We start from the raw sequence: 23,759 nt of genomic DNA, 5'->3' as shown, positions 1-23,759 counted from the left end.
TCAGATACTCTGTCGATAATTTAAAAATTAAACCATTAAGATGAAAATAATAGAGAGGCATAAAAAAATAAACCCCATATTTAATACGGGGTTTATTTTCATTTAGGCTTGATTAGAAGCTATATTTAACATTCGCCCAATAACGACGACCTTCATCGACAACCCAGTTACCGCCTTTATCATTAACAGCAGGGCCTGTTTCATCTGTAATATTTAATACCGCTAAATTCAACATGGTATTTTTATTAAAGTTGTAAGTCATGCCTAAATCAAAGGTAGTGTACCCACTACGATAACGCGCCCCTGAATGGCTATTTCGTTGTGCTGCCCAAATTTGTTTGCCCGTATAAGCGGTATTGGCATAAAAACTAGTCGCCTCATCAAACTGCCAATCCACACGCGCATTCGCACTGTGTTTAGGTGTCATATCTAGTGGATAGCCTTTTAATGACTCACCAGAAGCTAGCTTTTCATCATCACTTTTACGTTCTGAATCAATATAGGTGTAGTTCGCATTGACACGCCAGCTTTCAGCAATAGGGAAACCAACCGCGGTTTCAATTCCTTTAATATTGGCTTTACCGACATTATCGTATTGATATAAATCTAATCCTGTTATTGGATCTTTCTCAGCAGTCTTATAGTTCGTTAGCTTATCTTTAAAATCAGTATTAAAGAAAGTCACACTTGCAGTAACGCCATCTCCATTATCATAACCAACACCAATTTCTTGGCTAACTGACGTTTCAGGTTTTAAATCACGATTACCATACATAATTGCATGGCCTTTATCTGTTGATGTGCCGTATTCAGGGCTGATTTCACGCAAGCTTGGCGCCTTAAAGGCTTTAGCAACACCACCTTTTAAGGTGAATTCATCCGTTAAATGATAAACGGCATAGGCTCTTGGGCTCCAGTGATTGCCGTAGTATTCATGATCATCAAGGCGTATACCGCCGGTTAACGCGAGGTTGTCTGTTACGCTATATTCATCTTCAAGGAATAACGCTTTTTGATCCGCGGTAATCGTAGATTGTTTAATACCAGATCCAGTTGATGATTCATCTTTTAAACGTGAATATTGATATTGACCACCAAAGGTCATCACATTTGAAGGTAAAAACGCGGTAAATTTTGCATCAAAAACGGTATTGGTAATTTCAGGACGGCGATCTTCATAATACTCCTCGCGCTCTTTTGTCACCTTATCAATCATTTCTGTTTTGGTGATACGTTTAGTTTGTTCTTGATAAACACTTAATTCTGAATGCAGAATATCAAACTGATTTTTATAGGTTAATGCCCAGTGATTACGGTCATTATTGGTTTCCAACATTTTATTTTCATCAAGACGCCCACCTCGGTTGGTAAATTCACTCATGGATTTACCTGGTGTCGTTGTACGTTGTAACGTATTACGACCCGCTTCTAATAAAATGGTTTGATTATCAGTCGGTGTGAATGCCAATTTTGCCGTAATATTTTTATTGTCATTACGACCTTGACCATAAGTGATTTTATCTTCAGCACGTAAATAGCTACTGCCATAAAGCTGTAAGCCTAATTTATCTTCAATCAAAGGCCCTGAAAGATAAAAATCACCATTAATAGAATCGCCTGCATCACGGTTATGTTGCAATGTACCGCCAAGTGCAACAGAGCCATGCCACTCTTTTGTGACTGGTTTGGTGATGATATTGATAACACCCCCCATTGCATCTGAACCATACAGAGATGACATTGGTCCACGAATAACTTCTATACGTTCAATCGCATCTGCGGGTGGAATAAATCCCCCTTCATAACCACCACTCCCATTAGGACGTGACTCACGGCTATTTTGGCGACGACCATCAACAAGAATAAGTGTGTATTCGCCTGGTAAACCACGCATCGTGATTTCTTGTTTATTCGCATTACCATTAATGCTAACGCCTTCAACACCTTTTACGGCATCGGCTAAATCATGAACGGGTTTTTTAGCGAGTTGTTCTTTGCTGATCACGGTGATACTTGCTGGTGCATCTGTAATTTGTTGAGCAAACCCTGATGCTGATACAACAAGTTTTTCTTCTTTGTTTTCTTGTGCATACAGCGGATAAGAGGCAGATAAAATACAGGCGGTTAAAACACCCATTTTAAAGTTCATAGCAGTTCCCTGAATCAATAACAGTTATAGTAATGAGAATGATTAATATTATCTTAATCAAATATTCATGAGAATGATTTTCTTTTCATATTTAGTGNCCATTTTAAAGTTCATAGCAGTTCCCTGAATCAATAACAGTTATAGTAATGAGAATGATTAATATTATCTTAATCAAATATTCATGAGAATGATTTTCTTTTCATATTTAGTGTTTTTTTTTAATCTGTATCAAAGCAAATTAGTACTATCCCGATTAAATACAGAAATAGTGGATCTTGAACACAAAAAAAAAAGCAGATGGCATAACCATCTGCTTTGTATCGTTTTGTAGAGTATTTTTAGATTTAGAAAATTAACAAATTACAATTTTACTATTACCAGAATACGGCATAAAGCACACACAAGATGACCATGATGGCGTAAGAAGCAATATTGAATCCACTTTGTGTTTTAAAGGTTTTATCTGTTAATGCAATCGCTCCTACACTGTCATCCGTTTTAGTCGAGGTTAAACTCACTAAAGCAATCACCACAGTAGTAAACATAAAGGTGTACATCATTTGATCAAGGAATGGCATACCTAATGGCATTAATTTTAAGAACAACGCAAACGGTATAGATAAAACCACACCAATGATTGCACCTTTTGCATTCGTTTTTTTCCAGAATAAACCTAATAGGAATACAGCTAAAATGCCTGGGCTAACTAAGCCTGTATATTCCTGAATATATTGGAATGCCTGATCGATACCACCTAATAATGGCGCAATAAAGCAAGCAATAATTAACGCAACAACGGCACTAATACGACCCACGTTAACTAAACGTGTTTCAGAAGCTTTTGGCCCAATATATTCTTTATAGATATCCATCGTGAAAATAGTCGCGATAGAGTTAAGCATAGATGCTAAAGATGAAACTATTGCAGCGGCAAGTGCAGCAAACACAATACCTTTTGCACCTACAGGTAAGAACTGAGTTAACCAAGGATAGGCTTTATCCGCTTGTGATAACGTTGGAATATGTTCTTGTGCCATTGTACCTAAACCCGCCATTAATTCAGGGTTAGTAGTAATAACAAATGCAGCAATACCCGGCACAACAACAAGGACAGGCACGATAAGTTTTAAGAATGCAGCAAACACTAGCCCTTTTTGTGCTTCATTTATAGATTTTGCAGCTAAAGCACGTTGAATAATGTATTGGTTAAAACCCCAATAATAGAGATTAGCCACCCATAAACCACCAATCAATACCGCGATCCCTGGTAAGTTCATAAATTGCGGATTATCTTTCTCTAAGATCATTTTAAAGTGATCTGGTGCGGCTTGTGTCATTTTGCTCAACCCTTCCATGATCCCACCATCTCCACCAATATAGCTGACGGCTAATACAGTGGTAAATAAGCCACCAAGGATAAGGAAGAACACTTGTACCACGTCTGTCCACGCAACAGCAGAAAGTCCACCATAGAGTGAATAGATAACCGCAAACAATGCTAAACCAATAATGGCATACATCATTGGTACACCAAGGATGGTTTCTAATGCCAATGAACCTAAATAAAGTACCGATGTTAAATTAACAAAGATAAATAATGCCAGCCAGAACACGGCAAGAATGGTTTTTAAGTTACGGCTTTTAAAACGATTCTCAACAAATTCTGGAATGGTATAAATACCTTTTTCGATAAAGACAGGTAAAAAGTATTTAGCAACAATAATTAATGTCAGCGCTGCCATCCATTCATAAGAAGCAATAGCAAGTCCAATGGAGAAACCAGAGCCAGACATACCAATAAATTGTTCTGCTGAAATATTAGCGGCAATAAGCGAAGAACCAATTGCCCACCAAGGAAGGGTTTTACCTGCTAAGAAATAGTCCTTTGTTCCTTTTTTCTCACCATCCTTTGAACGAGAAACCCACAATCCTAGACTAATAATGATGACGACATAGAGGGCAAAAATTGCATAATCTATTGTGCTTAACCCAACACCTTCTGTATGCATAATATTTTCCTTTCAGACCCATAGAGAGAATAGGATTTTAATGTAAACGTTTTCACACTCTTTTTCCGTTACTCTGTTCACAAATTTATTGCTTATGTTACGTAAATGGATCATAAAATAGAAAAACAAACGATTACCATGACGAACAAAGCAAGATATAAGCTTAAAATATGATAATAGCTTTATTTAACAAATTTCAGATATTCAAATAATCGTTGAAAAAGGCCCCAGAAATGATAACGATTACACAGACTAATTGAGCATAACCTCTTAATGTGAAAACCATTAAGAGGATCGACGAGATTAAAAAGTAAATGAGGTAATTAAGAGAGGTGGCTAAGATTAAAAACAGAATTACGCTGAACTAGCGTTGGTGAAAAAATACGTTGTTTTTGTTCGAGCACTTCGCCTTTAGACAGCCGGATAGCGAGTGTTGCGGCTTGCTCTGCCATCATTTGTACAGGATAACGCACTGTGGTTAAACGAGGGTGAATATAGCGTGCAATTAATACATCATCAAAGCCAATAACTGAGATTTTTTCAGGGACAGGGATTTCATTTTCATCAAGAACAGATAAAGCCCCTGCAGCCATAAAATCGTTGTAAGTCACTACGGCTGTAAAATCGATTGATTTCGTTAGCAGATGCATCATTGCTTTTTCACCGCCTTCGCCTTCAGGCTCACCATACTCAATATAACTTTCAGGTAATGAGATATTATTCGCTTCTAATGCAGCTTTATAACCCGCAAGGCGCTGAGTTGTATCTTCAATATGATGAGTAGATGAAATATACGCGATTTTAGTATGGCCTTGACGAATAAGATGCTCTGTTGCCATCCATGCCCCTTTATAATTATCTAAAGCGACACAGCGTTCGGCAATTTCAGGAATAAAACGGTTAATCAATACCATGCTTTTAACTTCATGAGCATAAGCCAGCAACTCTTCATCAGAGAGTGCTTTTGAATGGATCACAAGACCATCACAGCGACTATTAATCAATAATTCAATAGATTGTCGCTCATCTTGAGCATCATGATAACCATTACAAACCAAGATGTGTTTCCCTGATTGTCTTGCAACGTTATCAACCGCTTTAACCAGTGTGCCAAAAAAGGGATCAGAAACATCATGCACTAAAACACCCAAAGTTTGCGTACTTTGGCTAACCAAAGCCCTTGCTGCCGCATTGGGTCGATAGCCTAATTTTTGCATCGCAGCATTAACAGTTTCGATAGATGCTTGACTTGCTTTCGGCGAGTTATTAATGACCCTAGATACCGTCGCGACAGAAACACCCGCTTCTTTCGCGACATCTTTGATTGTCGCCATATCCACTCCTTATGGATCACCTTTATTCATGGTTAAGAAATAACGAACCGTTAATCTACAAACAAAGAAAAAAGAGAGTAATAGAATTTAAGTGGCTTGATTATCTGCGAAGAAGTGAAATTTAAAAAGTAAAAAGATCAAATAAATAGTGAAAAGGAAAGCGTTTACACTTTCCTTTTGTTGTTACGAGTAAAACTTATAGATTGTTTGGCTATTCCACGCTGTATTTGCAGGTAAAATACCTTGATTTTCATGCCATTCTGGATGATTAGGACCATCTGGGAAATATTGTGTTTCTAATGCTAATCCTGAGTAATTACCGTAATGACGACTCTTTCCTTTTGTTCCGACCAGAAAATTACCTGTATAGAACTGGATAGAAGGCATAGTTGTAAAAACATCCATTTTAAGCTCACCTTCTGGCGCTATTAACGTCGCCACAGGCGTTTTATCCTCAATCGTTTTCTTATCTAAAATAAACGCATGATCGTAACCATTAGCCGCTTTTTGGCACTCATCTGCCATAAAATCAAGGCCAACACGTTTTAATTTACGGAAATCAAACCCTGTTCCTATTACGCTGGCAAACTCCCCCGTAGGAATATTGCCTTTGCCATTTTTTAAATAGTGAGTCGCGCAAATTTTTAAATCATGCTCAAGTGCAGTGCGCTCAGTATGTTCACCTGCAAGATTGAAATAAGCATGATTAGTTAAACTTAATGGCGTGGTTTTATCACTCATTGCCTGATAATCAATGCATACTTCATTATTATCTGTCAGTGTATAGGTCACGCTTACTTTCACAGCACCGGGAAACCCTTGGTCTCCATCATTTGAAATCAGTGTAAACGTAACGGATTGAGAAGATTGCGCGGTGATCCCCCAGCGAAGATGGCTAAAGTTTTGCTTACCCCCATGTAAGGTATTTTTGCCTTCATTCGCACTAATTTTATATTCTTGCCCCTCTAATACAAACTTGGCTCCTGCAATGCGATTAGCAAAACGCCCAACCGTTGCGCCCAAATACGCTGTTTGTTGTTTATGGGCATTCATATCCGCAGCGCCTAATAACACATCTCGACGATATCCATTAACCGGTACAATACAGGTTAACCAAGTCGCACCAATATCCATTAAAGAGATAGACATACCAAAACGATTTTTAAGCACCACGATTTGCGCAGGTTTTCCATCTGATGCAGGCTGTGCTGTCATTTGTTCTGGTTCAAGAAAACGAAGCTCATTAGTCGCCATTATTTTGCCTCCGAATAGCCCGCTCCTTGGCTTGCAGAGCAGACATAGATAGTTTCTTTTAACCCCGTTTTAGCTTCATATTGTGCCTTAACAGAGTCAACGACTTTATCAACTAAATCTGGTGTCATTAATGCTACGACACAACCGCCAAATCCACCACCTGTCATTCTTACCCCACCACGATCACCAATCACCGATTTCACAATTTCAACCAATGAATCAACCTCTTTGACTGTGATTTCAAAATCATCACGCATTGAGTGATGTGATTGCATCATTAACTGACTCAATGTGGTTAAATCACCATGGCGCAAAGCTTCTGCGGCATCTAATGTACGGCTATTTTCAGTGATAACATGGCGTGCCCGACGATAAACCACATCACTCATTAATGCTTTTTTTGCAAGTAAATCGTCTAATGTGGCATCTCTTAATGCAGTCACATTGAGAATATGAGCGGCTTCTTCACACTGTTGGCGACGAGTATTATACTCACTATCAACTAAACCTCGCTTTTTATTGGTATTGATAATCATCACAACTCTATTTTCGGGCATTGTTACTGCTGACGTTTCTAATGAACGGCAATCGATTAATAGTGCATGGTTTTCTTCACCACAAGCCGAAATAAGCTGATCCATAATGCCACAGTTACAACCAACAAATTGGTTTTCTGCTTTTTGGCCATTTAATGCAATCTCTTTTTGGCTAATAGGTAATTGATAAAGTGTTTTAAGCGTTTGACCAATGGCAACTTCTAACGCGGCGGAAGAGCTTAACCCTGCACCTTGAGGGATATTTCCGGATATCGCAATATCCATACCATGAAAAGAATAGTTATCTTTTTGTAGAAAATGAATAACACCACGAACATAGTTAGCCCACATTTTATTAGGTAAAAACTCAATGGTGTTATCAAGACTAAATTCATCAACTTCATTTTGGTAATCAACCGCAATAACACGAATAGTATTATCTTCTCGTTTTGCCGCAGCAACGACCATTTGATAATTAATTGCACAAGGCAAAACAAACCCATCATTATAATCAGTGTGTTCACCAATAAGATTTACCCTACCAGGCGCTTGAATAAAATGTGTGGGTGCGTAACCAAAAATAGATGAAAATGAACGAGTCACATTATTAATAAGTGCCTGCATAATAAATCCTTAGCTTAAAATTAAGTAATGAACTCTAAATCATTTGAGTTGCAGGTAGGCGGCAAGCAAAGATATCCCGATGAGCATACTCATGTATGTGATTCGGGTAGCTGAGCGTAGCCAACACCCCTGCAACTTGCAGGATGAAGAGTATAAAAATCCCACCACATCATTATGTAAATAATGAGATGTTTGATTTAATTTATTTCGTGCGCAAAAAGCAGATTAATTAAATGATCTTGCTATATTGCAGGTCATTAACGTTGCTCTTTATAATGAATGTCACTTAATTGACGTAAATTATTCGCGGCTTGTTCTGGCGTGAGATCTCTTTGCGATTCTGCCAGCATTTCATATCCCACCATGAATTTACGCACCGAGGCTGAACGTAATAATGGCGGATAGTAAAGCGCATGTAATTGCCAGTGATCGATATTTCTATCATCTTTAAAAGAAGGCGCAAAATGCCATCCCATTGAATAAGGGAAAGAACAGTGGAATAAATTATCATAACGGCTTGTTAATTTTTTCATTGCAATAGCAAGATCATCTCGCTGAGCACTATTTAATTCACTCATTCTTCGAATATGCGTTTTCGGTAATAACATTGTTTCATAAGGCCAAGAAGCCCAATAAGGGACTACCGCCAGCCAATGCTCTGTTTCAACTACGGTACGGCTTGCATCTTTACATTCAGCATCAACATAATCGATTAATAGATTGCGCCCGTATTTTTCAAAATAAGCGTTTAATTGCGTATCTTTTCGTGCTAATTCATTAGGTAAGAAATCACTCGCCCAAATTTGCCCATGAGGATGAGGCTGAGAGCATCCCATCGTTTCGCCTTTATTCTCGAATACTTGAACCCAAAGATATTCTTTGCTGAGTTCTTCTATTTGATTATCCCAAGTATCAACAATTTTACGTAAGCTACTGACGGGTAATTCAGGAATAGTTTTTCCATGATCAGGTGAAAAACAGATGACTCGACTAATTCCTCTTACTGCTTGAGTTTGAAATAAAGGATTTGATGAAGGCTCAATATGATATTCATCTGGCAATAACGCAGAGTGGTCATTATTAAAGACATATGTTCCTTTGTAATCTGGATTTTTATCACCAGAGACACGGGTGTTGCTTGGACACAAATAACAGTGAGGATCATAAGAGGGAAGTGTCGCAATCTGAGGCTTTTCATCTTTGCCATTCCAAGGTCGTTTTGCTCTATGTGGCGAAACTAAAATCCACTGATCCGTTAGCGGATTATAACGACGATGAGGATGTTCAACAGGATCAAAAATCAGTTTCGACATAACCTTCTCTCTTATTTATTCAAGATTATCTGAATACTTTAAATCTTATTTCAGATAACCATTTGGGTTTTGTAACTGCCAACGCCAAGCATCCGCAGCCATATCATCAATTGAACGAATAGCTTTCCAGTGTAAATCTTTCTCTGCTTTTGCTGGGCTTGACCAACATTCTGCGATATCACCTGGACGACGAGCTTGTAATTGATAAGGAATAGGTTTACCGCTAGCGTTACGAAATGCTTCAATCATTTCAATCACGCTAGTACCGTTACCTGTTCCTAAATTATAAATATGCAAGCCCGCTTTTTTACCTAATACATTTAATGCCGCGATATGACCATCAGCCAGATCCATAACGTGGATATAATCACGAACCCCTGTGCCGTCTTTTGTTGGATAATCATTACCAAAAACAGCCACTTGTTCACGACGACCAATCGCTACTTGAGAAATATAAGGAGTTAAGTTATTTGGAATACCTTTAGGATCTTCTCCCATCGTACCTGATGGATGCGCCCCAACTGGGTTAAAATAACGCAGCAAACTAATAGACCAACTTTCATCAGCAACAAATAAGTCAGATAAAATGCGCTCAACCATATATTTACTGGTGCCATAAGGGTTAGTTGTTCCCCCTACTGGCGAATCTTCAGTAATAGGAACCACTTGAGGATCACCATAAACGGTTGCAGATGAGCTAAAAATAATGCTTTTTACACCCGCATCACGCATACAACGCACTAATACCAATGTGCCATTAACATTGTTGTCATAATATTCAATTGGCTTCTGAACAGATTCTCCAACCGCTTTCAATCCCGCGAAATGAATAACAGACTGAATAGAATGCTTAGCAAAAATGGATGCTAATAGCTGGTCATCACGAATATCACCGTGATAAAACAGAGGGCGTTTACCTGTTAGAGCTTCAACACGATTAAGTACTTCTTCATTCGCATTGCTGAGGTTATCTAAAATAACCGGTGTCATGCCTGCTTCAATCATTTGTACGCACGTATGACTACCGATATATCCCATACCACCTGTTACTAATATTTCCACATTCACCTCTTTTGATTCAATTCAAAGGAAAAGCGCAAGACGGTTTCTGTTCACTGACACAGAGTTTAGCAAGATCAACAAAACCATTTCGTGATCAAACCGACATTTAGTGTAAACGTTTACACTCTTTTGGTGCGCTTTAAATTTTTATACAACATCCTAATTTAGAATTGTATTACAGTAATTTAGTAGAATAAGTAACACAATCCCTCACTTTAACACTAAAAATAATACACATTAAAAGTAAACGATTACATCTCATTTAATGCGCTAATTATATGATAAAACTGACATTCAATACGTTTTATCATACCTTATTAACTTCCCCGCTAAATAATTCGGGGAAAAACGAGTCAACGGCTACATACAATAATCACCATTAATAAACACGTTGAATATATACCCTCAATAAATACTTACAATTTAATAAGTACTTTATTGTATAAATACTCTAAATAATTCAAATCACATCTAGGCGACAAGTGAATGAGTTGCTAGGAGCCTACATAAGTAGGTGACTAGTGCGAGTGAACGCAGACAACAACGCTGTGGTTTGAAGTATGACGAGTATTGAAGTATGACGAGTATGGAGAACATAATGAAACCGACGGTCTTGCTCTACCAAAATCTTCCCGAAAAACTGTACAAAAAACTATCTGATTTTGCTGATATCAAACAATTTAACACGCTCTCTTTAGACTCTAATGATTTTCGTTCAGCACTTGCCAATGCCTCAGGGTTACTTGGCGCTGGTGGCAATATCGATGAAAATTTTATTAACCAAGCGCCTCATTTAAAAGCCGTTTCAACGGTTTCTGTTGGCTATGATAATGTTGACGTTAATGCACTCACCAAGCGTAATATTAAACTAATGCATACTCCAACCGTATTAACAGACACCGTCGCAGATACCATGATGGGATTAGTACTTGCCGTAGCAAGACGTATTCCTGAACTTGCTGATAATGTTAAACAAGGTTTATGGGTTAAAGGTATCACACCTGATTGGTATGGTACTGATGTTCATCATAAAACCATGGGTATTATTGGTATGGGACGAATAGGTAAAGCTTTAGCACAGCGTGCACACTTTGGTTTTAATATGAATATTCTTTATCACTCACGTACAGAATATACAGAAGTGAACGATAAATTTTCTGCTAAGCATTGCACTTTAGAAGCTTTATTACAGCAATCTGATTTCGTATGTATCACATTGCCATTAACACCAGAAACACACCATTTAATCGGTCAAAAACAATTTTCGATGATGAAACCTGATGCTTATTTAATTAATGCAGGGCGTGGCGCTGTCGTGGATGAATTAGCACTCATCAATGCATTAGAACAAAAAGAGATCGCGGGCGCTGGACTGGATGTTTTTGAAAAAGAGCCGCTATCCTCATCTTCACCTTTATTAACGATGAAAAATGTCGTTGCTGTTCCGCATATCGGCTCTGCAACTAAAGAGACTCGCTATGCAATGGCTGAATGTGCAGTAGATAATCTGATTGCTGCGCTGAGTCATCATGTAAAAGAAAACTGCGTGAATTTCTAAAATAGAAAATAGTGTTTTTGAAGTACAAAAAAAGGTAATGAAAATCTGTCATTACCTTTTTTATTATACTCTCAAATTAACTTAAGCGGGATCAACGTGAGCCATCACACTCAAGATCTGTTTATTTTGCAAAACCTTATTACGTGCATTAACGACAATAGCGTGACTTTCATTGACGGTGAGATCACCTTTGATTTCAAGATGCACATCTACGAGTAGATAATCACCCGAACGACGCGTTTTTAAATCATGAATGCCTTGCACACCGGGTGTTGAAACCAGCATCTGTTTGATCTCTTCCAGCGTTTCTTCATCAGCCCCTCTGTCCATTAAATCTTGTAGCGCTTGATAAGTAAAACGCCATCCCATACGACCAACAAACAGTCCGACAATTAATGCAGCTAATGGGTCAAAAAATTTAAATCCGGCCAAACTTCCGATAATGCCAATTGCAACAACTAATGAAGAAGCCGCATCAGAACGCGCATGCCAAGCATTTGCGACTAACATATTGGAGTCCACTTTTTTTGCAACAGCCAGCATATAGCGGAATAGCCCTTCTTTCGCCGCTAATGCAAGTAAAGCCACATATAAAGCAACGCTATGAACTTCAGGAATAGTAGATGGATCTAAAATTTTATGAATGGCAGAAAACACCATTCCTAAACCAACAATTAATAAAATAGTCCCAAGAATAAGTGATGCCGCATTTTCATAACGAAAATGCCCATAAGGGTGATCAGCATCAGGTTGTTTCTGACTACCTTTATTGGCAATTAAAACAACAAAGTCAGCAATAAGATCAGAAAGTGAGTGAATACCATCGGCAATTAAACCTTGAGAGTGTGAGAAAAAGCCCACTGTAATTTGCCAAATAGATAAAACGATGTTGACAAAAACACTCACTAACGTGCTTTTTTTCGCTGCCTTAAATTTTTCAGACTGCTTATTATCAGCCCGATCCAACTCAATATCATCAATGTGATTATGTGTCATAATAATAATCTTATTTGGTTTTAAATAGCCTACTCTATTGCTATAAATAAATAGAGTTCCATAGGTTATTTCAGGTTCCATAACTCATTGGTGAGGATAAAGGACGACTCTGAATAACAATCCAGTTTAGGGACTAAGATTGCTGTCCAGACATCATGTTGAGATGTCATTGCCTATTAATATGCCATATTTAAATCTTTCTGTCTCTTATTTTTATCAATAAAATCTTATAGATACAAAACAATAATATAATTGATAATCATTCTTTTATGCATTTTCTACTTTTAATGAGAAAAAGAGAAATTTATTTTTAATGCGCCATTATTAATTTCTTTTCTGTCAACAAGTTAAGATGTATAACTTATTTCATTATATTGTTAATATTATTTCAGACTTTTTTTAATTTTAAATGCTTAATAATGTAAAGTAGTAAATAATCATTCTCACTCTTATTTAAAACACAGATCACAGCTATTTTTTACTATTAGGCGATAATGATAGATATTTTAAACTAACGCTAAGTGAGGTTTGTAATGTATAAGAAAATCCTAGTTCCCATTGATATTTTAGAAGATGAACTTTCTCAGGAACTGATCGCTCACATTGAACAAATAGCAAAGGTGGGTAAACCTGAGATCCACTTCCTCACCGTTATTCCTAATGCTGAACTTTTCTTTGGTATCGAGTTTGCCGCTATTCCTGAAAAATTCAAAGATTCGTCAGAACGTACTCGTCTCGCTTTTGTTGCACTACAAGAAATGATTAAAGATGCAAAAATTCCTGATGAGCAAATTATATGTAATGTTGGTGTTGGTAATGCAAAAGATGAAATTTTAGAATATGCCCGCCACATTGATGCTGATTTAATTGCGATTGCATCACATAGACCTAATGTTTCCTCTTATTTATTAGGTTCAACGGCATCATCAATTGTACGCCATGCCAAAATGTCAGTTTTAGTTATACGTTAATCTTTAGCTTAAATAACAATAAAGCCCTTTGTCTCAACAACAAAGGGCTTTTAGTAAACTAAGATCTATTCTAAATAAGATTGATTGTTATTTTTTAACCGAATCTTGTGTCGTCTCAGCCGCTGACCAAATACGGTATTTCACATCAACATCTTTTGGTGCATAAACGACAATAGGTAATTTGCTGTTATAACGGATGAAGGCATCTGATCCCATATTTGCCTGCACAAAGGCATCTTTTTTCGTATTGTCAGCACACCCCATCATTGTTGACATTGGGCCATTTAAATCACCAACAACATAATAACTATAACCCCAACCTTCTAAATTTTTTTCATCTAAATCCGCACCAAACCACTGATGGTTACAATCTACTTTAAGTTCTTTACCAATAATTAATTCAACTTGGTAATTGCTTTCATTATCTTTTTTCTCTAACTCGATAACATGACGAACTTGATTTTCTTGAGCCTTAGGATAAGGTGCAACTTTATCTAAACTGTCAGTAGCTTGTGCACACGCAGATAAAGACATTGCTGCTACTAAAGATAATATTACTTTGTTCATCACTCTCTCCATTTTTACAGCGAACACTTCGCCGTTAACAAAATTAGTCAGATGTTTTTATTGCTCGTTATCTGAATACTAATATTTTTAGTGCTTGAATGCTAACATCTTAGTAAATAGTACTATGAGTAGATAATTCTGAATGTTTTAAAAAGAAAAATCACGTTTTTTCATGAAGTGTAAATTTGTGATACATCACCGTGCAGATAAGCTATCTATGATTATACTGAAATAGAGACCCAATTTCTTTTCATAGGAGGTTATATGTTCTCAGATCAACAAGCTCTTGTTTCTCAATTAAGAAATAGTGATCCCCGCTTTGAAGCTCTCTACGATAAACATCATCGACTCGATCAAGAAATTGCTAAATTAGAAGGTCCTAACGGGGCTGGCTATAATGATGAAGTTGCCAAACTAAAAAAAGAAAAGCTTCATCTCAAAGATGAAATGCAAAAAATACTTCAGCGAAGTGAAAAATAAGGCTCTTTTTAAGCGATGATATAATGTCATCGCTTTTTATGATTAAAAACAAAGATACCACCCCATAAAGATGCATAATTAATGTATCTTTTATTTTTAGGGGCTCAATATGTCATCAATACATGGTCATGAAGTTTTGCAAATGATCCTTTCTTCAGAGACTGCATTTACTAAAACATCGCTGATTGACGCGATCCATAAACAATTTGGCAATGACTCACGTTTTCATACTTGCTCAGCGGAAAATATGACAGCAACTGAATTAGTTGATTTCTTAGAAAGGAAAGGTAAATTTATTCCCGCAGAGGGTGGATTTACAACGAGTGAAAATAAGATTTGTCATCATTGATAGACGTACAGTTTTAAAGCTCGATTGCCAGTGATGTCCTTTTCTATGTCATTGGCTTTTTATATAAACAAATAAAAAGCCAATTCGTTCTGACAATCGTCATTGCTTTATTTACTGCATTTTATTCATCGTCTGTTTGCAACCAACCATCATCTTCCCAAACACTTTGAATAAGTTCCATTATGTGTTCATGCTTGGTTTCATCTTTTATGCCGGTAACTTGAATCGAGTTCATGCTACTAAAGGCAATACGAAACTGCATATCTGGATATTCTGGAATGATCTTTTTTCTCAGTTCGTGTTCTAAGAGCGGAAATAATGAGTCGGTTATCTTAGATTGTTTATTAAATAAAATTTCCACACGCATTGGTTTCACCATTTAAAGGCAAATAAACTGTATATAAATACAGTATTATATTCTAAGAAAAAAGAAAAGTCTTTTTGATAAAATTTTTTATCATTACGCATTAAATAATATTTTAGCGTCTCTATCGGCTTAATGATAAGATGCATAATAAATACAACATATTACTAAGCGAGAAAGGTATGTCAGAGAAAAGAATAAATCGTGAGAAAAAAACCATTCAAAAAATGGTTCACCTTTATGCTCACTCACATCCTGAAGCTGACGCAGATTATTATCAACAATTAATCAATTATTCATATAACCGATTAGATAAATGTCGTTATGGTGAAGATAAACCAGCGTGTAAACAATGCCCTATTCATTGCTATCAACCCGCCAAACGAGAAGCGATGAAACAAATCATGCGTTGGGCTGGTCCACGAATGTTAATTTATCATCCGATCTTAGCAATACGTCATCTTATTGATGATAAAAAACCTGTTCCTCCACTTCCTGAAAAAAAGCGCACTATTCGTTCGACTGAAAAGTAAAATCGGATTTCTTCAAGCGATATAAAACATGCTCAGCTAGAGGATGTGTTTTATCTAATGCGGGATGAAAAAAATTATCAGATTGATGCATACCGAGTTTTTGCATTACACCTTGAGATGGAAGGTTTGAAACTGCAGTAAAAGCAACAACTTCTTCTAACCTCAATGTCTCAAAAGCAAATTTAAATGCCGCTAAAGCCGCCTCATAAGTATAACCTTTTCGCCAAAACTTTTTCGCGATCCGCCAACCAATTTCTACGCAGGGATTAAATGGCAAAGACGCTGCTGGGATATTTAGCCCAACAAAACCAATAAACTCTTGAGTCTCTTTTAATTCAACAGCCCACATTCCCCATCCATTTTGTTGAATAAATTTTTCACGGATAGTCTCAACCATATTATCGCTTTCTAATTGAGATAAAGTGCAAGGAAAATAGCGCATTACTTCAGGTGAAGAGTTGATTTCAGAAAAAAATGGCGCTTTATCACTTTCACGCCATTCTCTTAGGTGTAGTCTGGGAGTATCTAAATTCATCGTTATTCTCTTTTTATATAAAATTAAGACAATAGCGATAAAATAGGATAAGCAACGAACAATGAAAAGAAAAATGGTACTTTATTTTTTGTTTTCTTTTAGTTGGTTTTCTACTGGAGCAACAACTTTATCTTTATTTGCATTAGAGCTTTCTTTTATTGAGACAACGCGTTGTTGAGCAACTGATTTTGCTTGATGTTCAACTTGCTCTGATTGCCCAGTAAAAATACCGCCACGCTTGATAGACATACTGCCACAACGACTAGTACCACGTAACTCGCCATGTTCTAAGATATCTAAATTATTTGCAGCACAGATACCTTTTACAAAACCATCAATAATAATATCAGGTGCTGTTAATTCGCCTTCAACTTGTCCCGCATGCATAACACGAATAACGCCATCTTTGACATTAATATTGCCAGCTACTTTACCCCAAATTTGGATATCGCCTTCAACATTAATATCGCCTTGGAAAACCGTTCCTTTTGCAATAATCGTGTATAGTTTTTGCTCTGGCATCGGTTTTTTCTCTTCTGTTATTACTGGTGCAACAGGCTCTGCTGCTTTTGGTGTTTCAGTTTTACGACTAAACATAGCGGCTTTTTTTAACCTCAACGTCATAGAATAAATAATAATGCTAAAAATTAGGATTAGAATAATCAAAAATTCGCCAGCCATCTGATAACGCCAAAAGGCAATTAAGGCAAGAGTCCAAATTATCCATATCCCGCTGAATATAATATTTCGCAGTGTTCGCTTATTCTCCATAATTAGCTATATCCTTACCTCCCTGACAATAAATACACTTATGCATTCACCATTCTAATAAATAGACGATAAGTATAATGCCGGCAATAAGCCTATTATTACCTTTTAGTTTTTTGATTTGTTTCTTGAGAAAAATAAAGTTTAATTAAATTAAGAGATAAAACTTACTATTTTAATAATCTACGTTTAATGTGAATAAATCGTGATGATTATCAGTTTATTCAGACAACTATTTTTCATTGAAAATTAACATTTCACATCTAAATCTATATTTTGATAAAAAATTATTCAAAAAAAATTCAGTATCTAGGTTTGAACGCCTCTGGATTTTGGCGAAAAAACATGAGATCTTCATCACAATAGTAATTAAGAAACCGAGAAAATAAACAGATAATAACTTTTTTATGGACTATTTTATGACTAATGGATTATTTCATGTCATATAAAAATGATGTTATGATAACATGAGTTAATATAACAATAGTTACCAGTTTATTTTTTCAACTTTAATCTTCTTTATATTTGAATATTAGTATATTGGTACCTTAGTATTTCAAACTCACTTTTTTAATGTTTTTATAACAATTAATTTTCTTATTTACCATAAATTAACATTTATAATAAATTTTGCATTTTAAATACATTTATTGTTTTTTTACACTGTAAAGAAAAAAATTAAAACAACTTATTGTTATATATACTTTTTATTCAACTGATAAGTAAACGTAAAGTATTAATTACATTAATGCCCATGCTATTACTGAACACCTCACAGAAAAATTTATCCATATTTAATTTAGTTTTGCAATTTATAAGGAATGTCATTAAATTAACAAAGTGACTTATCTTAAATTATAAAAATAAAATGCAATGCCTAATATCTAAAAAAAAACCACATCAAAATAAAGAAAATAGTCTCTTTTTTATTTTTAATAACACTCAATAATAAAGAAGTGTTTTTATAAATATTCTGATATTTATCTTTATAAAAATACCGTGATACTTATATAATAAATTTGGGCGAAAAATGAATACAATACTATGTGATAAAACCGAACGATATGATGGCGCTATTCAAAAAAGATCTTATTTTTATCCACAATACCAAATACTAGAAAATGAACAAAAAGCGATCTTTCTTATCCGAAAAAATGCACTTACATTGCAAAATTGTACTGACACAGTAACAACTAACGAAAACCAAGTTCTTTTTCTACAACAAGGTAGCTATACAATAAAAACACAAGGCTCAGAGCCTACCGATATTATTTATATCCCTCTTTCTGATGATTTCTTAAGAGATTTCATGTCTAAGTACAACGATATTTTGTGCCAAATAGAAAGGGATGAAGAGTTTTCTAGTGCCTTTATTTGTTTTCAAAATTCATCTCTTATTCAATTTTGTAGTAATGGCTTTGAATATCTTACTGTTCAGTCCTGCCCTGAAACCTTCACTCAATTACGTATTGAAGAGCTTTTAATTCTATTACTTTCAACTGAACAAGGTTCTGACTTAATGGCGTTATTGCGCCAACTTAGTCACCGTCAAGTTGACCGCTTAAAGATTTTTATGGAAAAAAATCATTTAAAAAATTGGAAGCTTAAACAATTTGCTCGAGAATTTGGGATGGGGCTAACAACGTTTAAAGAACTTTTTAATCATGTTTATGGTACTTCACCTAGAACATGGATTTGTGAAAGACGAATTATTTACGCACATCAACTGCTACTGACCACAGAAATGAGCATTGTTGATATTTCAATGGAATCAGGCTTTTCAAGCCAATCATACTTTACACAAAGTTATCACCGTCGTTTTAATATGACGCCAAGTAAAGCGAGAAATCTCAGATCAAAATTATAAAAAATCCGACCGAATATCATAATATCTAAAAGCCATTCATAGTTAGAATGTTTGAAATCTATTCTTATGCGTGAGTTGTATATCGTGATAAAAAAAAATACATATAGCAACACCAAAGCCCATTATTATGACTATCTAACCCTACTAAAAAAAATAATGGCACCCAATAATGAAAAAACTGTAGATAATTTGTTTGATCTACAGTTTTCTTTCCGTTCGAATGAAAACATCGTTACTACCTGTGATGTTAATGAACAACAAATAAAAATATTAGCCCGTGTTTTATGCCGTGAAAGCTTAGACAGTTTATTGCAATCCACTTGGTTTTTACGTAAGAAATACTGCTTTGTTGTTATCTCTAAAGAAGAAATACGTGATGTTATTGATTTCGCACATTCTTTTCATGTAAAGCAACCACACACCACAATAACACCGGCAGATTGGGATAAATCATTAAAAGCAACGGTCAATATCAATGAACATATGCGCTTAATTCAATCCGTAATAAAACCACTTTTTATTTGGTGGGTTCGACACATTACGCCTCAGCTTTTCACGTTTTATGACACCAAAAGAGAGCTTGAGCTTCAAATTAAGCAGTGTGAAAATATTAAGTCATTTGAAGAAAAACAACTGTCAAATAAAAATGATCCCTTTTTATCTTTAGATGATATCAATATTAAACTTAATACGGATAAAATCAGACTAATTGTTATTGATGACTTACTACAAAAAGATGTTCAATTACTCATCAACAATTGGAAAAATGAACCTATCTTTAATGTTGAAATTAATAATTCTTTAGATTATATCCAAAAAATAACGCCAAATTCTGAATTAATAAAACCCTTATGGGCGATTTTAAACAGTATTCCAAAACATCCTGAAAATTGCCAAAAACTAAAAAATTGGCTCTTAGCCAGAGAAATTTGTTTGAAAAATGATGAGTTTTTATGGAGAGAATAAAAAAACATCAGCTCTTCTCTAAATGAAAGAAGAACTGATGTCAGTTAGCTATTTTATGTCGAGTATTTCGACGGTAACAATAGACATTGATTCTGGTGGCACTTGTCCTGGAACACCATTTTTTCCATAACCGCCATTTGGTTTTATATAAATTTTAGCTTTGCCATTGATACCTGCTTTAGCAATAAAGGTATTCAATGGTAATGGTAGTTGACGATACGGCAAAATAAGTGGTTTAGCTTTATCATAATTCAACGTCACAGTGCCATCTGTGAGCTCCTCATGCATTGTAAATACGACTGTTTTACCTGCAATAGAAGGAACGGGCTTACCTTGTCTTAAAATCTTGAAGTACGTATTATCATCATACTGTACATAATTTTGTTTTTGGATCTCAGATAAAATGGATTTATTACGCTGGGCATTATCTTTTCCAATAATCGAATAAGCATAGGCAAGTTGCCCAGCTATCATTTGCCCTTCACCCGCCATTTTCTCAAGCTGCTCTTTTAGCGTTTTATTCTCTTTTAAAATATTACTCGTGTCTGTTTTAACTTTCGCTAATTCAGAATCTTTTGCTTTAATTTGCTCATTTAATTTAGCAATAGATTCTGTTTGCTGTTGCTTTAACGTACTAATTTGCTGTGTGTTTTCTGTATTTTGTTTTTCTAATTGTACTTTTGCTTCAGCTAATTGAGCGCTCAATTTATCCGTTGTATTCTGCTTTTCAGTGAGCTGTTTTTCTAGCAATGCTAACGTTTTATCACTCTCTGTTTTACTCATAGTGACTTGAGCTAATGCGATATTATTCTCTTTAAATTTTGTATCTAATGTTTGATATTTATTCGATAGCTCATTTTGCGCTTTCTCTAACTTAGCGATCAGATTATTTTTATCAGTAATTAAATTATCAACAGCTTTTTCACCCGCAGATAAACTCTTCTTCAAGTCAGCTAATTCAGTGACTTTATTATCTAACTGTGATTTTAATTCTGGGATCTCTTTTAATTTCTCATCCACTTGCTCTTTTTGCTGTTGAACAGCTAAAAGTGATTTATTAAGTTGAGTTTGTTCCTGATTACTTTTTTCAACTTGTGTTTTTAGTTGTGCTATTTCTTTGCGTTGCTCCTCAACAAGTTTGCTATTAGCATCTTGTTGTTTTTCTGCTTCTGCTACTTTTAATGCAAGTTCTTTAGATAAATCTTCACGTTCTGATGTGATCTTCAATAATGTGCTTTGTAATTTATCTATCTCTTTTTTCGCAGAGTCATCTTTTAGCAATAGTTGAGCCTGTGCAAATTGAGTCTGCACATCTTCTTTTTCTTTCGTTATTGTTGCTAATTGATTTTGTACATCTGTAAGCTGTTTCGTTAATTTTTCTTGCTCAGTCGTTATTGTTGATAACGAATTTTCTAATGTTGCTATCTCTTTATTTTTTGCTGCTTCTAAATTAGCTAATACTTGTTCTTTTTGTTTATTGTTATCATTTAGCAATTTCTGAGATTCAATATACTGAGCGTGTATCGCTTCTTTCTCTTGTCCAATTTTAGCAAGTAGTGCCTGTTTTTCATTTAATTGGCTAATTAACTTCTCTTGTTCTACTTTTATGCTCTCAAGTGAACTTTGTAATTTATCAATCTCTTTTTTGGCACTATCATCTTTTAACAGAGCCTGAGCCTGTTGATACTGAGATTGTAATTGCTCTTTTTCTTGCTCAAGCTGAATATATTTCGCCTCTAAGGTGTTAAGTATTCCCGCTTGTTTTTCAAAATCTTGTTGCTGTTTTGCTAACTCGGTATTTTTTACTGTTGTTGCCTGTAATACGTCCTCTTTTTCAGCTAATTGCTTAACGAATAAGTCACGCTCTTTTTTAATTGTTTCTAAATCACTTTGTAGCTTGGCAACAGCCTGTTTTAACGTGTCATCAGTAAGTAAGTGATTCGCCGTAGCTAATTTCTCTTCTGTTTCAGCCAGCGTTAATTCAAGTTGTTTAATTTGGTTGTTTGCATTTTGAAGTTTTTCTAAATGCTCTTTTGTTATAGCTACCTGCTCTGTGTATTTTTGATACAGCGTTTGATATTTATTTTTAGTATCAGATAAACGATTTAATAGCGCTTTATTAAAAAGAGGTTGTTTATGATCGAGTACAGAGCGATTAAACTGATATGCAAAGTGAAATGGGATGGCTGTAACAGAATAAAATGTTCCTGGGACAATATCTAACAAGAAATTGTCATTACGTTGAGGCCTTGCATAACTCTCTTTTGAATAAAGCGCTAACGGGTTATAAACCGTTGCATTATTTCTGTAGCTATAACGATTAAGATCCTCTGGTGTAAATTGTGGTTTAATCGGAATAAATGAAAGCAACGGCGTTAAATAACGAGTGTAATCACTCTTTAATTTTGAATAATTGGCAGGCAATACAGGGCAATTTTCTGCCAGCGTGATATCAGACGTCTTAACAGGTTCAACTGCCTGATTATCCGTTTTAGCTGGCGTAGAAGGTTTAACTCGTTGCTCTGTTTTTGTTTGTTGAGTCGCTGTTGTGGTGTGGTTTACTCCACGATTAGCCTGACCGGCTCTCGTTGACGATGAAATTGTAGCAGATGTTTTAGGCTCAATTTTAATTGGCTTTTGTGTTTCAAAATAACGGTCAAAATCTTCAATAACAGAATTAAATTCATTATTGGCAAACGATAGCGTTGGAAACAGCATAAAAGCGAGACAAACACTCTGCTTTAATTTCATAGTAATTATTCACCTAATTTTTTTAATGTCGAATTAACTGACATAATCGACAAATAGCGAACTTTTGCACATAACACTTCTGTTTTTGATTCAATACTCATTTTTAATAAATCTAAGCTATCTTTACTTGCTGTACCTTGAACACTTCGGTACATCGCATTGATTTCGCTAATTTCTTTAAATGAGCTCATCATGGATTGGTAGTCAGATGGAGAAAACGTTTTCAAAGAATCAAGTTGTTTGATACAAGCACTTTGCGGTGCTAATCCCAATTTTCTTGCATCTACGCCACTATCAGCAGGCTCTGCCGCAGGTGCCATAGAAAGAGGTTGTGCAACAGCCACGGGTTGAGCTGTTGCCACTGGTTGAGTCATTGCTACAGGCTGTGTAGTTTGTGCTGGCGCTGGCATTTCAACTGGACGAGTGTGATCAGTCCACGCGCACCCTGATAGGGCGAGGACGCTGGTTGCCATAAATACAGCGAGGACATTCTTTTTATTTTGTAATAAGGACATCATTTTTCCTTAATTCCGATCAGACTTAAATAAGAGCATATGAGTTGTCGCATTTTAAGCCATTTTATTATAATTTTCTATTACCTACTGCATACTAAATAAATAGGCTAACACCCTTGGTTGCAATGAGTGTTCCTATCATTTCATTTGTTTTTTCTTAAAATACTACTTACATCACACTAAATGCATCAAATCTTGAATATCGGATTTATTTAGTAAAAATGTTGTCATATAAACTGATCGTTTTTTATATTGATG

The 23,759-nt window shown here is 35.6% G+C and carries 21 protein-coding genes; 7 read left to right on the top strand and 14 right to left on the bottom strand.

The features are described from left to right. Positions 1 to 112: 112 nt before the first annotated feature. The 7 genes from B6258_RS08355 to galE all read right to left on the bottom strand — a co-directional run bounded on the left by B6258_RS08355 (position 113) and on the right by galE (position 10,281). Entirely contained in the window at positions 113 to 2,149 is a 2,037-nt protein-coding gene (locus tag B6258_RS08355) for an IreA family TonB-dependent siderophore receptor (RefSeq protein ID WP_099074865.1), read from the bottom strand. A 374-nt stretch (positions 2,150 to 2,523) separates the two neighbouring features. Further along, positions 2,524 to 4,158 carry a sodium/sugar symporter gene (locus B6258_RS08350; protein WP_099074864.1) on the bottom strand — a complete coding sequence of 545 codons (1,635 nt, stop codon included), beginning with the start codon at positions 4,156 to 4,158 and terminating at the stop codon, positions 2,524 to 2,526. 323 nt (positions 4,159 to 4,481) lie between these two features. Then, on the bottom strand, positions 4,482 to 5,492 hold the full coding sequence (locus B6258_RS08345; RefSeq protein WP_099074863.1) for a substrate-binding domain-containing protein: 1,011 nt from the start codon (positions 5,490 to 5,492) through the stop codon (positions 4,482 to 4,484). Positions 5,493 to 5,675: 183 nt separating this feature from the next. Further along, the gene (gene galM / locus B6258_RS08340; RefSeq protein ID WP_099074862.1) at positions 5,676 to 6,746 is read right to left on the bottom strand and encodes a galactose-1-epimerase; all 1,071 of its coding nucleotides are present in this window, start codon (positions 6,744 to 6,746) and stop codon (positions 5,676 to 5,678) included. Beyond that, positions 6,746 to 7,906: a galactokinase gene (gene galK / locus B6258_RS08335; protein ID WP_099074861.1), complete on the bottom strand. Its 1,161-nt coding sequence runs from the start codon at positions 7,904 to 7,906 to the stop codon at positions 6,746 to 6,748. Before galK ends, galM begins: the two co-directional genes overlap by 1 nt. Before the next feature lie 257 nt (positions 7,907 to 8,163). Then, a complete protein-coding gene (locus B6258_RS08330; protein WP_099074860.1) occupies positions 8,164 to 9,219 on the bottom strand; it encodes a UDP-glucose--hexose-1-phosphate uridylyltransferase in 1,056 nt (351 codons plus the stop codon). 45 nt (positions 9,220 to 9,264) lie between these two features. Further along, the gene (gene galE / locus B6258_RS08325; RefSeq protein WP_099074859.1) at positions 9,265 to 10,281 is read right to left on the bottom strand and encodes a UDP-glucose 4-epimerase GalE; all 1,017 of its coding nucleotides are present in this window, start codon (positions 10,279 to 10,281) and stop codon (positions 9,265 to 9,267) included. Between the two features lie 598 nt (positions 10,282 to 10,879). Between galE and ghrB the strand changes: the two genes are divergently transcribed. After that, positions 10,880 to 11,839 (top strand): glyoxylate/hydroxypyruvate reductase GhrB, encoded by a 960-nt coding sequence (gene ghrB, locus B6258_RS08320; protein ID WP_099074858.1) that lies wholly within the window; start codon positions 10,880 to 10,882, stop codon positions 11,837 to 11,839. A gap of 81 nt (positions 11,840 to 11,920) precedes the next feature. Here the strand turns inward: ghrB and B6258_RS08315 are convergent, their stop codons facing one another. Beyond that, a complete protein-coding gene (locus tag B6258_RS08315; protein ID WP_099074903.1) occupies positions 11,921 to 12,835 on the bottom strand; it encodes a cation diffusion facilitator family transporter in 915 nt (304 codons plus the stop codon). 533 nt (positions 12,836 to 13,368) lie between these two features. Between B6258_RS08315 and B6258_RS08310 the strand changes: the two genes are divergently transcribed. Beyond that, positions 13,369 to 13,806, top strand: a complete 438-nt coding sequence (locus B6258_RS08310) for a universal stress protein (protein ID WP_023581562.1) — start codon at positions 13,369 to 13,371, stop codon at positions 13,804 to 13,806. Between the two features lie 87 nt (positions 13,807 to 13,893). On the opposite strand, the gene eco is transcribed toward B6258_RS08310, so the two are convergent. Then, positions 13,894 to 14,385, bottom strand: coding sequence for a serine protease inhibitor ecotin (gene eco / locus B6258_RS08305; RefSeq protein WP_023581561.1), 492 nt, complete (start codon positions 14,383 to 14,385; stop codon positions 13,894 to 13,896). Between the two features lie 252 nt (positions 14,386 to 14,637). On the opposite strand from eco, the gene B6258_RS08300 reads away from it, so the two are divergent. Both B6258_RS08300 and B6258_RS08295 read left to right on the top strand, forming a co-directional pair. Next, complete coding sequence (locus tag B6258_RS08300; protein WP_023581560.1) at positions 14,638 to 14,853, top strand: DUF465 domain-containing protein; 216 nt, start codon at positions 14,638 to 14,640, stop codon at positions 14,851 to 14,853. 109 nt (positions 14,854 to 14,962) lie between these two features. Beyond that, entirely contained in the window at positions 14,963 to 15,202 is a 240-nt protein-coding gene (locus tag B6258_RS08295; RefSeq protein ID WP_023581559.1) for a YecH family metal-binding protein, read from the top strand. Positions 15,203 to 15,323: 121 nt separating this feature from the next. On the opposite strand, the gene B6258_RS08290 is transcribed toward B6258_RS08295, so the two are convergent. Further along, on the bottom strand, positions 15,324 to 15,569 hold the full coding sequence (locus tag B6258_RS08290) for a DinI-like family protein (protein WP_036934877.1): 246 nt from the start codon (positions 15,567 to 15,569) through the stop codon (positions 15,324 to 15,326). A gap of 179 nt (positions 15,570 to 15,748) precedes the next feature. Here B6258_RS08290 and B6258_RS08285 point away from each other — a divergent pair, with 179 nt between their 5' ends. Continuing rightward, positions 15,749 to 16,099: a nitrous oxide-stimulated promoter family protein gene (locus B6258_RS08285; RefSeq protein ID WP_099074857.1), complete on the top strand. Its 351-nt coding sequence runs from the start codon at positions 15,749 to 15,751 to the stop codon at positions 16,097 to 16,099. On the opposite strand, the gene B6258_RS08280 is transcribed toward B6258_RS08285, so the two are convergent. Next, entirely contained in the window at positions 16,077 to 16,634 is a 558-nt protein-coding gene (locus B6258_RS08280; protein ID WP_099074856.1) for a GNAT family N-acetyltransferase, read from the bottom strand. The genes B6258_RS08285 and B6258_RS08280 overlap by 23 nt on opposite strands. A gap of 81 nt (positions 16,635 to 16,715) precedes the next feature. After that, the gene (locus B6258_RS08275; RefSeq protein ID WP_226892275.1) at positions 16,716 to 17,231 is read right to left on the bottom strand and encodes a bactofilin family protein; all 516 of its coding nucleotides are present in this window, start codon (positions 17,229 to 17,231) and stop codon (positions 16,716 to 16,718) included. A gap of 1,201 nt (positions 17,232 to 18,432) precedes the next feature. Here B6258_RS08275 and B6258_RS08270 point away from each other — a divergent pair. Continuing rightward, on the top strand, positions 18,433 to 19,269 hold the full coding sequence (locus tag B6258_RS08270) for a helix-turn-helix transcriptional regulator (RefSeq protein WP_099074854.1): 837 nt from the start codon (positions 18,433 to 18,435) through the stop codon (positions 19,267 to 19,269). Between the two features lie 66 nt (positions 19,270 to 19,335). Beyond that, positions 19,336 to 20,235 (top strand): T3SS regulon anti-activator ExsD domain-containing protein, encoded by a 900-nt coding sequence (locus B6258_RS08265; RefSeq protein ID WP_099074853.1) that lies wholly within the window; start codon positions 19,336 to 19,338, stop codon positions 20,233 to 20,235. Positions 20,236 to 20,283: 48 nt separating this feature from the next. Here B6258_RS08265 and B6258_RS08260 read toward each other — a convergent pair whose 3' ends face one another. Both B6258_RS08260 and B6258_RS08255 read right to left on the bottom strand, forming a co-directional pair. After that, entirely contained in the window at positions 20,284 to 22,986 is a 2,703-nt protein-coding gene (locus B6258_RS08260) for a sugar transporter (protein WP_099074852.1), read from the bottom strand. A 5-nt stretch (positions 22,987 to 22,991) separates the two neighbouring features. Next, positions 22,992 to 23,501 (bottom strand): hypothetical protein, encoded by a 510-nt coding sequence (locus B6258_RS08255; protein ID WP_240531549.1) that lies wholly within the window; start codon positions 23,499 to 23,501, stop codon positions 22,992 to 22,994. Positions 23,502 to 23,759 lie beyond the last annotated feature (258 nt).

It is taken from the genome of Proteus alimentorum (genome assembly GCF_002607735.1).
GTDB classification, from domain to species: domain Bacteria; phylum Pseudomonadota; class Gammaproteobacteria; order Enterobacterales; family Enterobacteriaceae; genus Proteus; species Proteus alimentorum.
Note: the sequence above shows the minus strand (reverse complement) of the source record. Positions and strands in the feature narration are given on the sequence as shown.

Bases quoted from the DNA above. Each gene is read 5' to 3' on its own strand.
- B6258_RS08355 (WP_099074865.1), bottom strand. From the start codon at position 2,149: ATGAACTTTAAAATGGGTGTTTTAACCGCCTGTATTTTATCTGCCTCT.
- B6258_RS08350 (WP_099074864.1), bottom strand. From the start codon at position 4,158: ATGCATACAGAAGGTGTTGGGTTAAGCACAATAGATTATGCAATTTTT.
- B6258_RS08345 (WP_099074863.1), bottom strand. From the start codon at position 5,492: ATGGCGACAATCAAAGATGTCGCGAAAGAAGCGGGTGTTTCTGTCGCG.
- galM (WP_099074862.1), bottom strand. From the start codon at position 6,746: ATGGCGACTAATGAGCTTCGTTTTCTTGAACCAGAACAAATGACAGCA.
- galK (WP_099074861.1), bottom strand. From the start codon at position 7,906: ATGCAGGCACTTATTAATAATGTGACTCGTTCATTTTCATCTATTTTT.
- B6258_RS08330 (WP_099074860.1), bottom strand. From the start codon at position 9,219: ATGTCGAAACTGATTTTTGATCCTGTTGAACATCCTCATCGTCGTTAT.
- ghrB (WP_099074858.1), top strand. From the start codon at position 10,880: ATGAAACCGACGGTCTTGCTCTACCAAAATCTTCCCGAAAAACTGTAC.
- B6258_RS08315 (WP_099074903.1), bottom strand. From the start codon at position 12,835: ATGACACATAATCACATTGATGATATTGAGTTGGATCGGGCTGATAAT.
- B6258_RS08310 (WP_023581562.1), top strand. From the start codon at position 13,369: ATGTATAAGAAAATCCTAGTTCCCATTGATATTTTAGAAGATGAACTT.
- eco (WP_023581561.1), bottom strand. From the start codon at position 14,385: ATGGAGAGAGTGATGAACAAAGTAATATTATCTTTAGTAGCAGCAATG.
- B6258_RS08300 (WP_023581560.1), top strand. From the start codon at position 14,638: ATGTTCTCAGATCAACAAGCTCTTGTTTCTCAATTAAGAAATAGTGAT.
- B6258_RS08295 (WP_023581559.1), top strand. From the start codon at position 14,963: ATGTCATCAATACATGGTCATGAAGTTTTGCAAATGATCCTTTCTTCA.
- B6258_RS08290 (WP_036934877.1), bottom strand. From the start codon at position 15,569: ATGCGTGTGGAAATTTTATTTAATAAACAATCTAAGATAACCGACTCA.
- B6258_RS08285 (WP_099074857.1), top strand. From the start codon at position 15,749: ATGTCAGAGAAAAGAATAAATCGTGAGAAAAAAACCATTCAAAAAATG.
- B6258_RS08280 (WP_099074856.1), bottom strand. From the start codon at position 16,634: ATGAATTTAGATACTCCCAGACTACACCTAAGAGAATGGCGTGAAAGT.
- B6258_RS08275 (WP_226892275.1), bottom strand. From the start codon at position 17,231: ATGTTTAGTCGTAAAACTGAAACACCAAAAGCAGCAGAGCCTGTTGCA.
- B6258_RS08270 (WP_099074854.1), top strand. From the start codon at position 18,433: ATGAATACAATACTATGTGATAAAACCGAACGATATGATGGCGCTATT.
- B6258_RS08265 (WP_099074853.1), top strand. From the start codon at position 19,336: ATGCGTGAGTTGTATATCGTGATAAAAAAAAATACATATAGCAACACC.
- B6258_RS08260 (WP_099074852.1), bottom strand. From the start codon at position 22,986: ATGAAATTAAAGCAGAGTGTTTGTCTCGCTTTTATGCTGTTTCCAACG.
- B6258_RS08255 (WP_240531549.1), bottom strand. From the start codon at position 23,501: ATGTCCTTATTACAAAATAAAAAGAATGTCCTCGCTGTATTTATGGCA.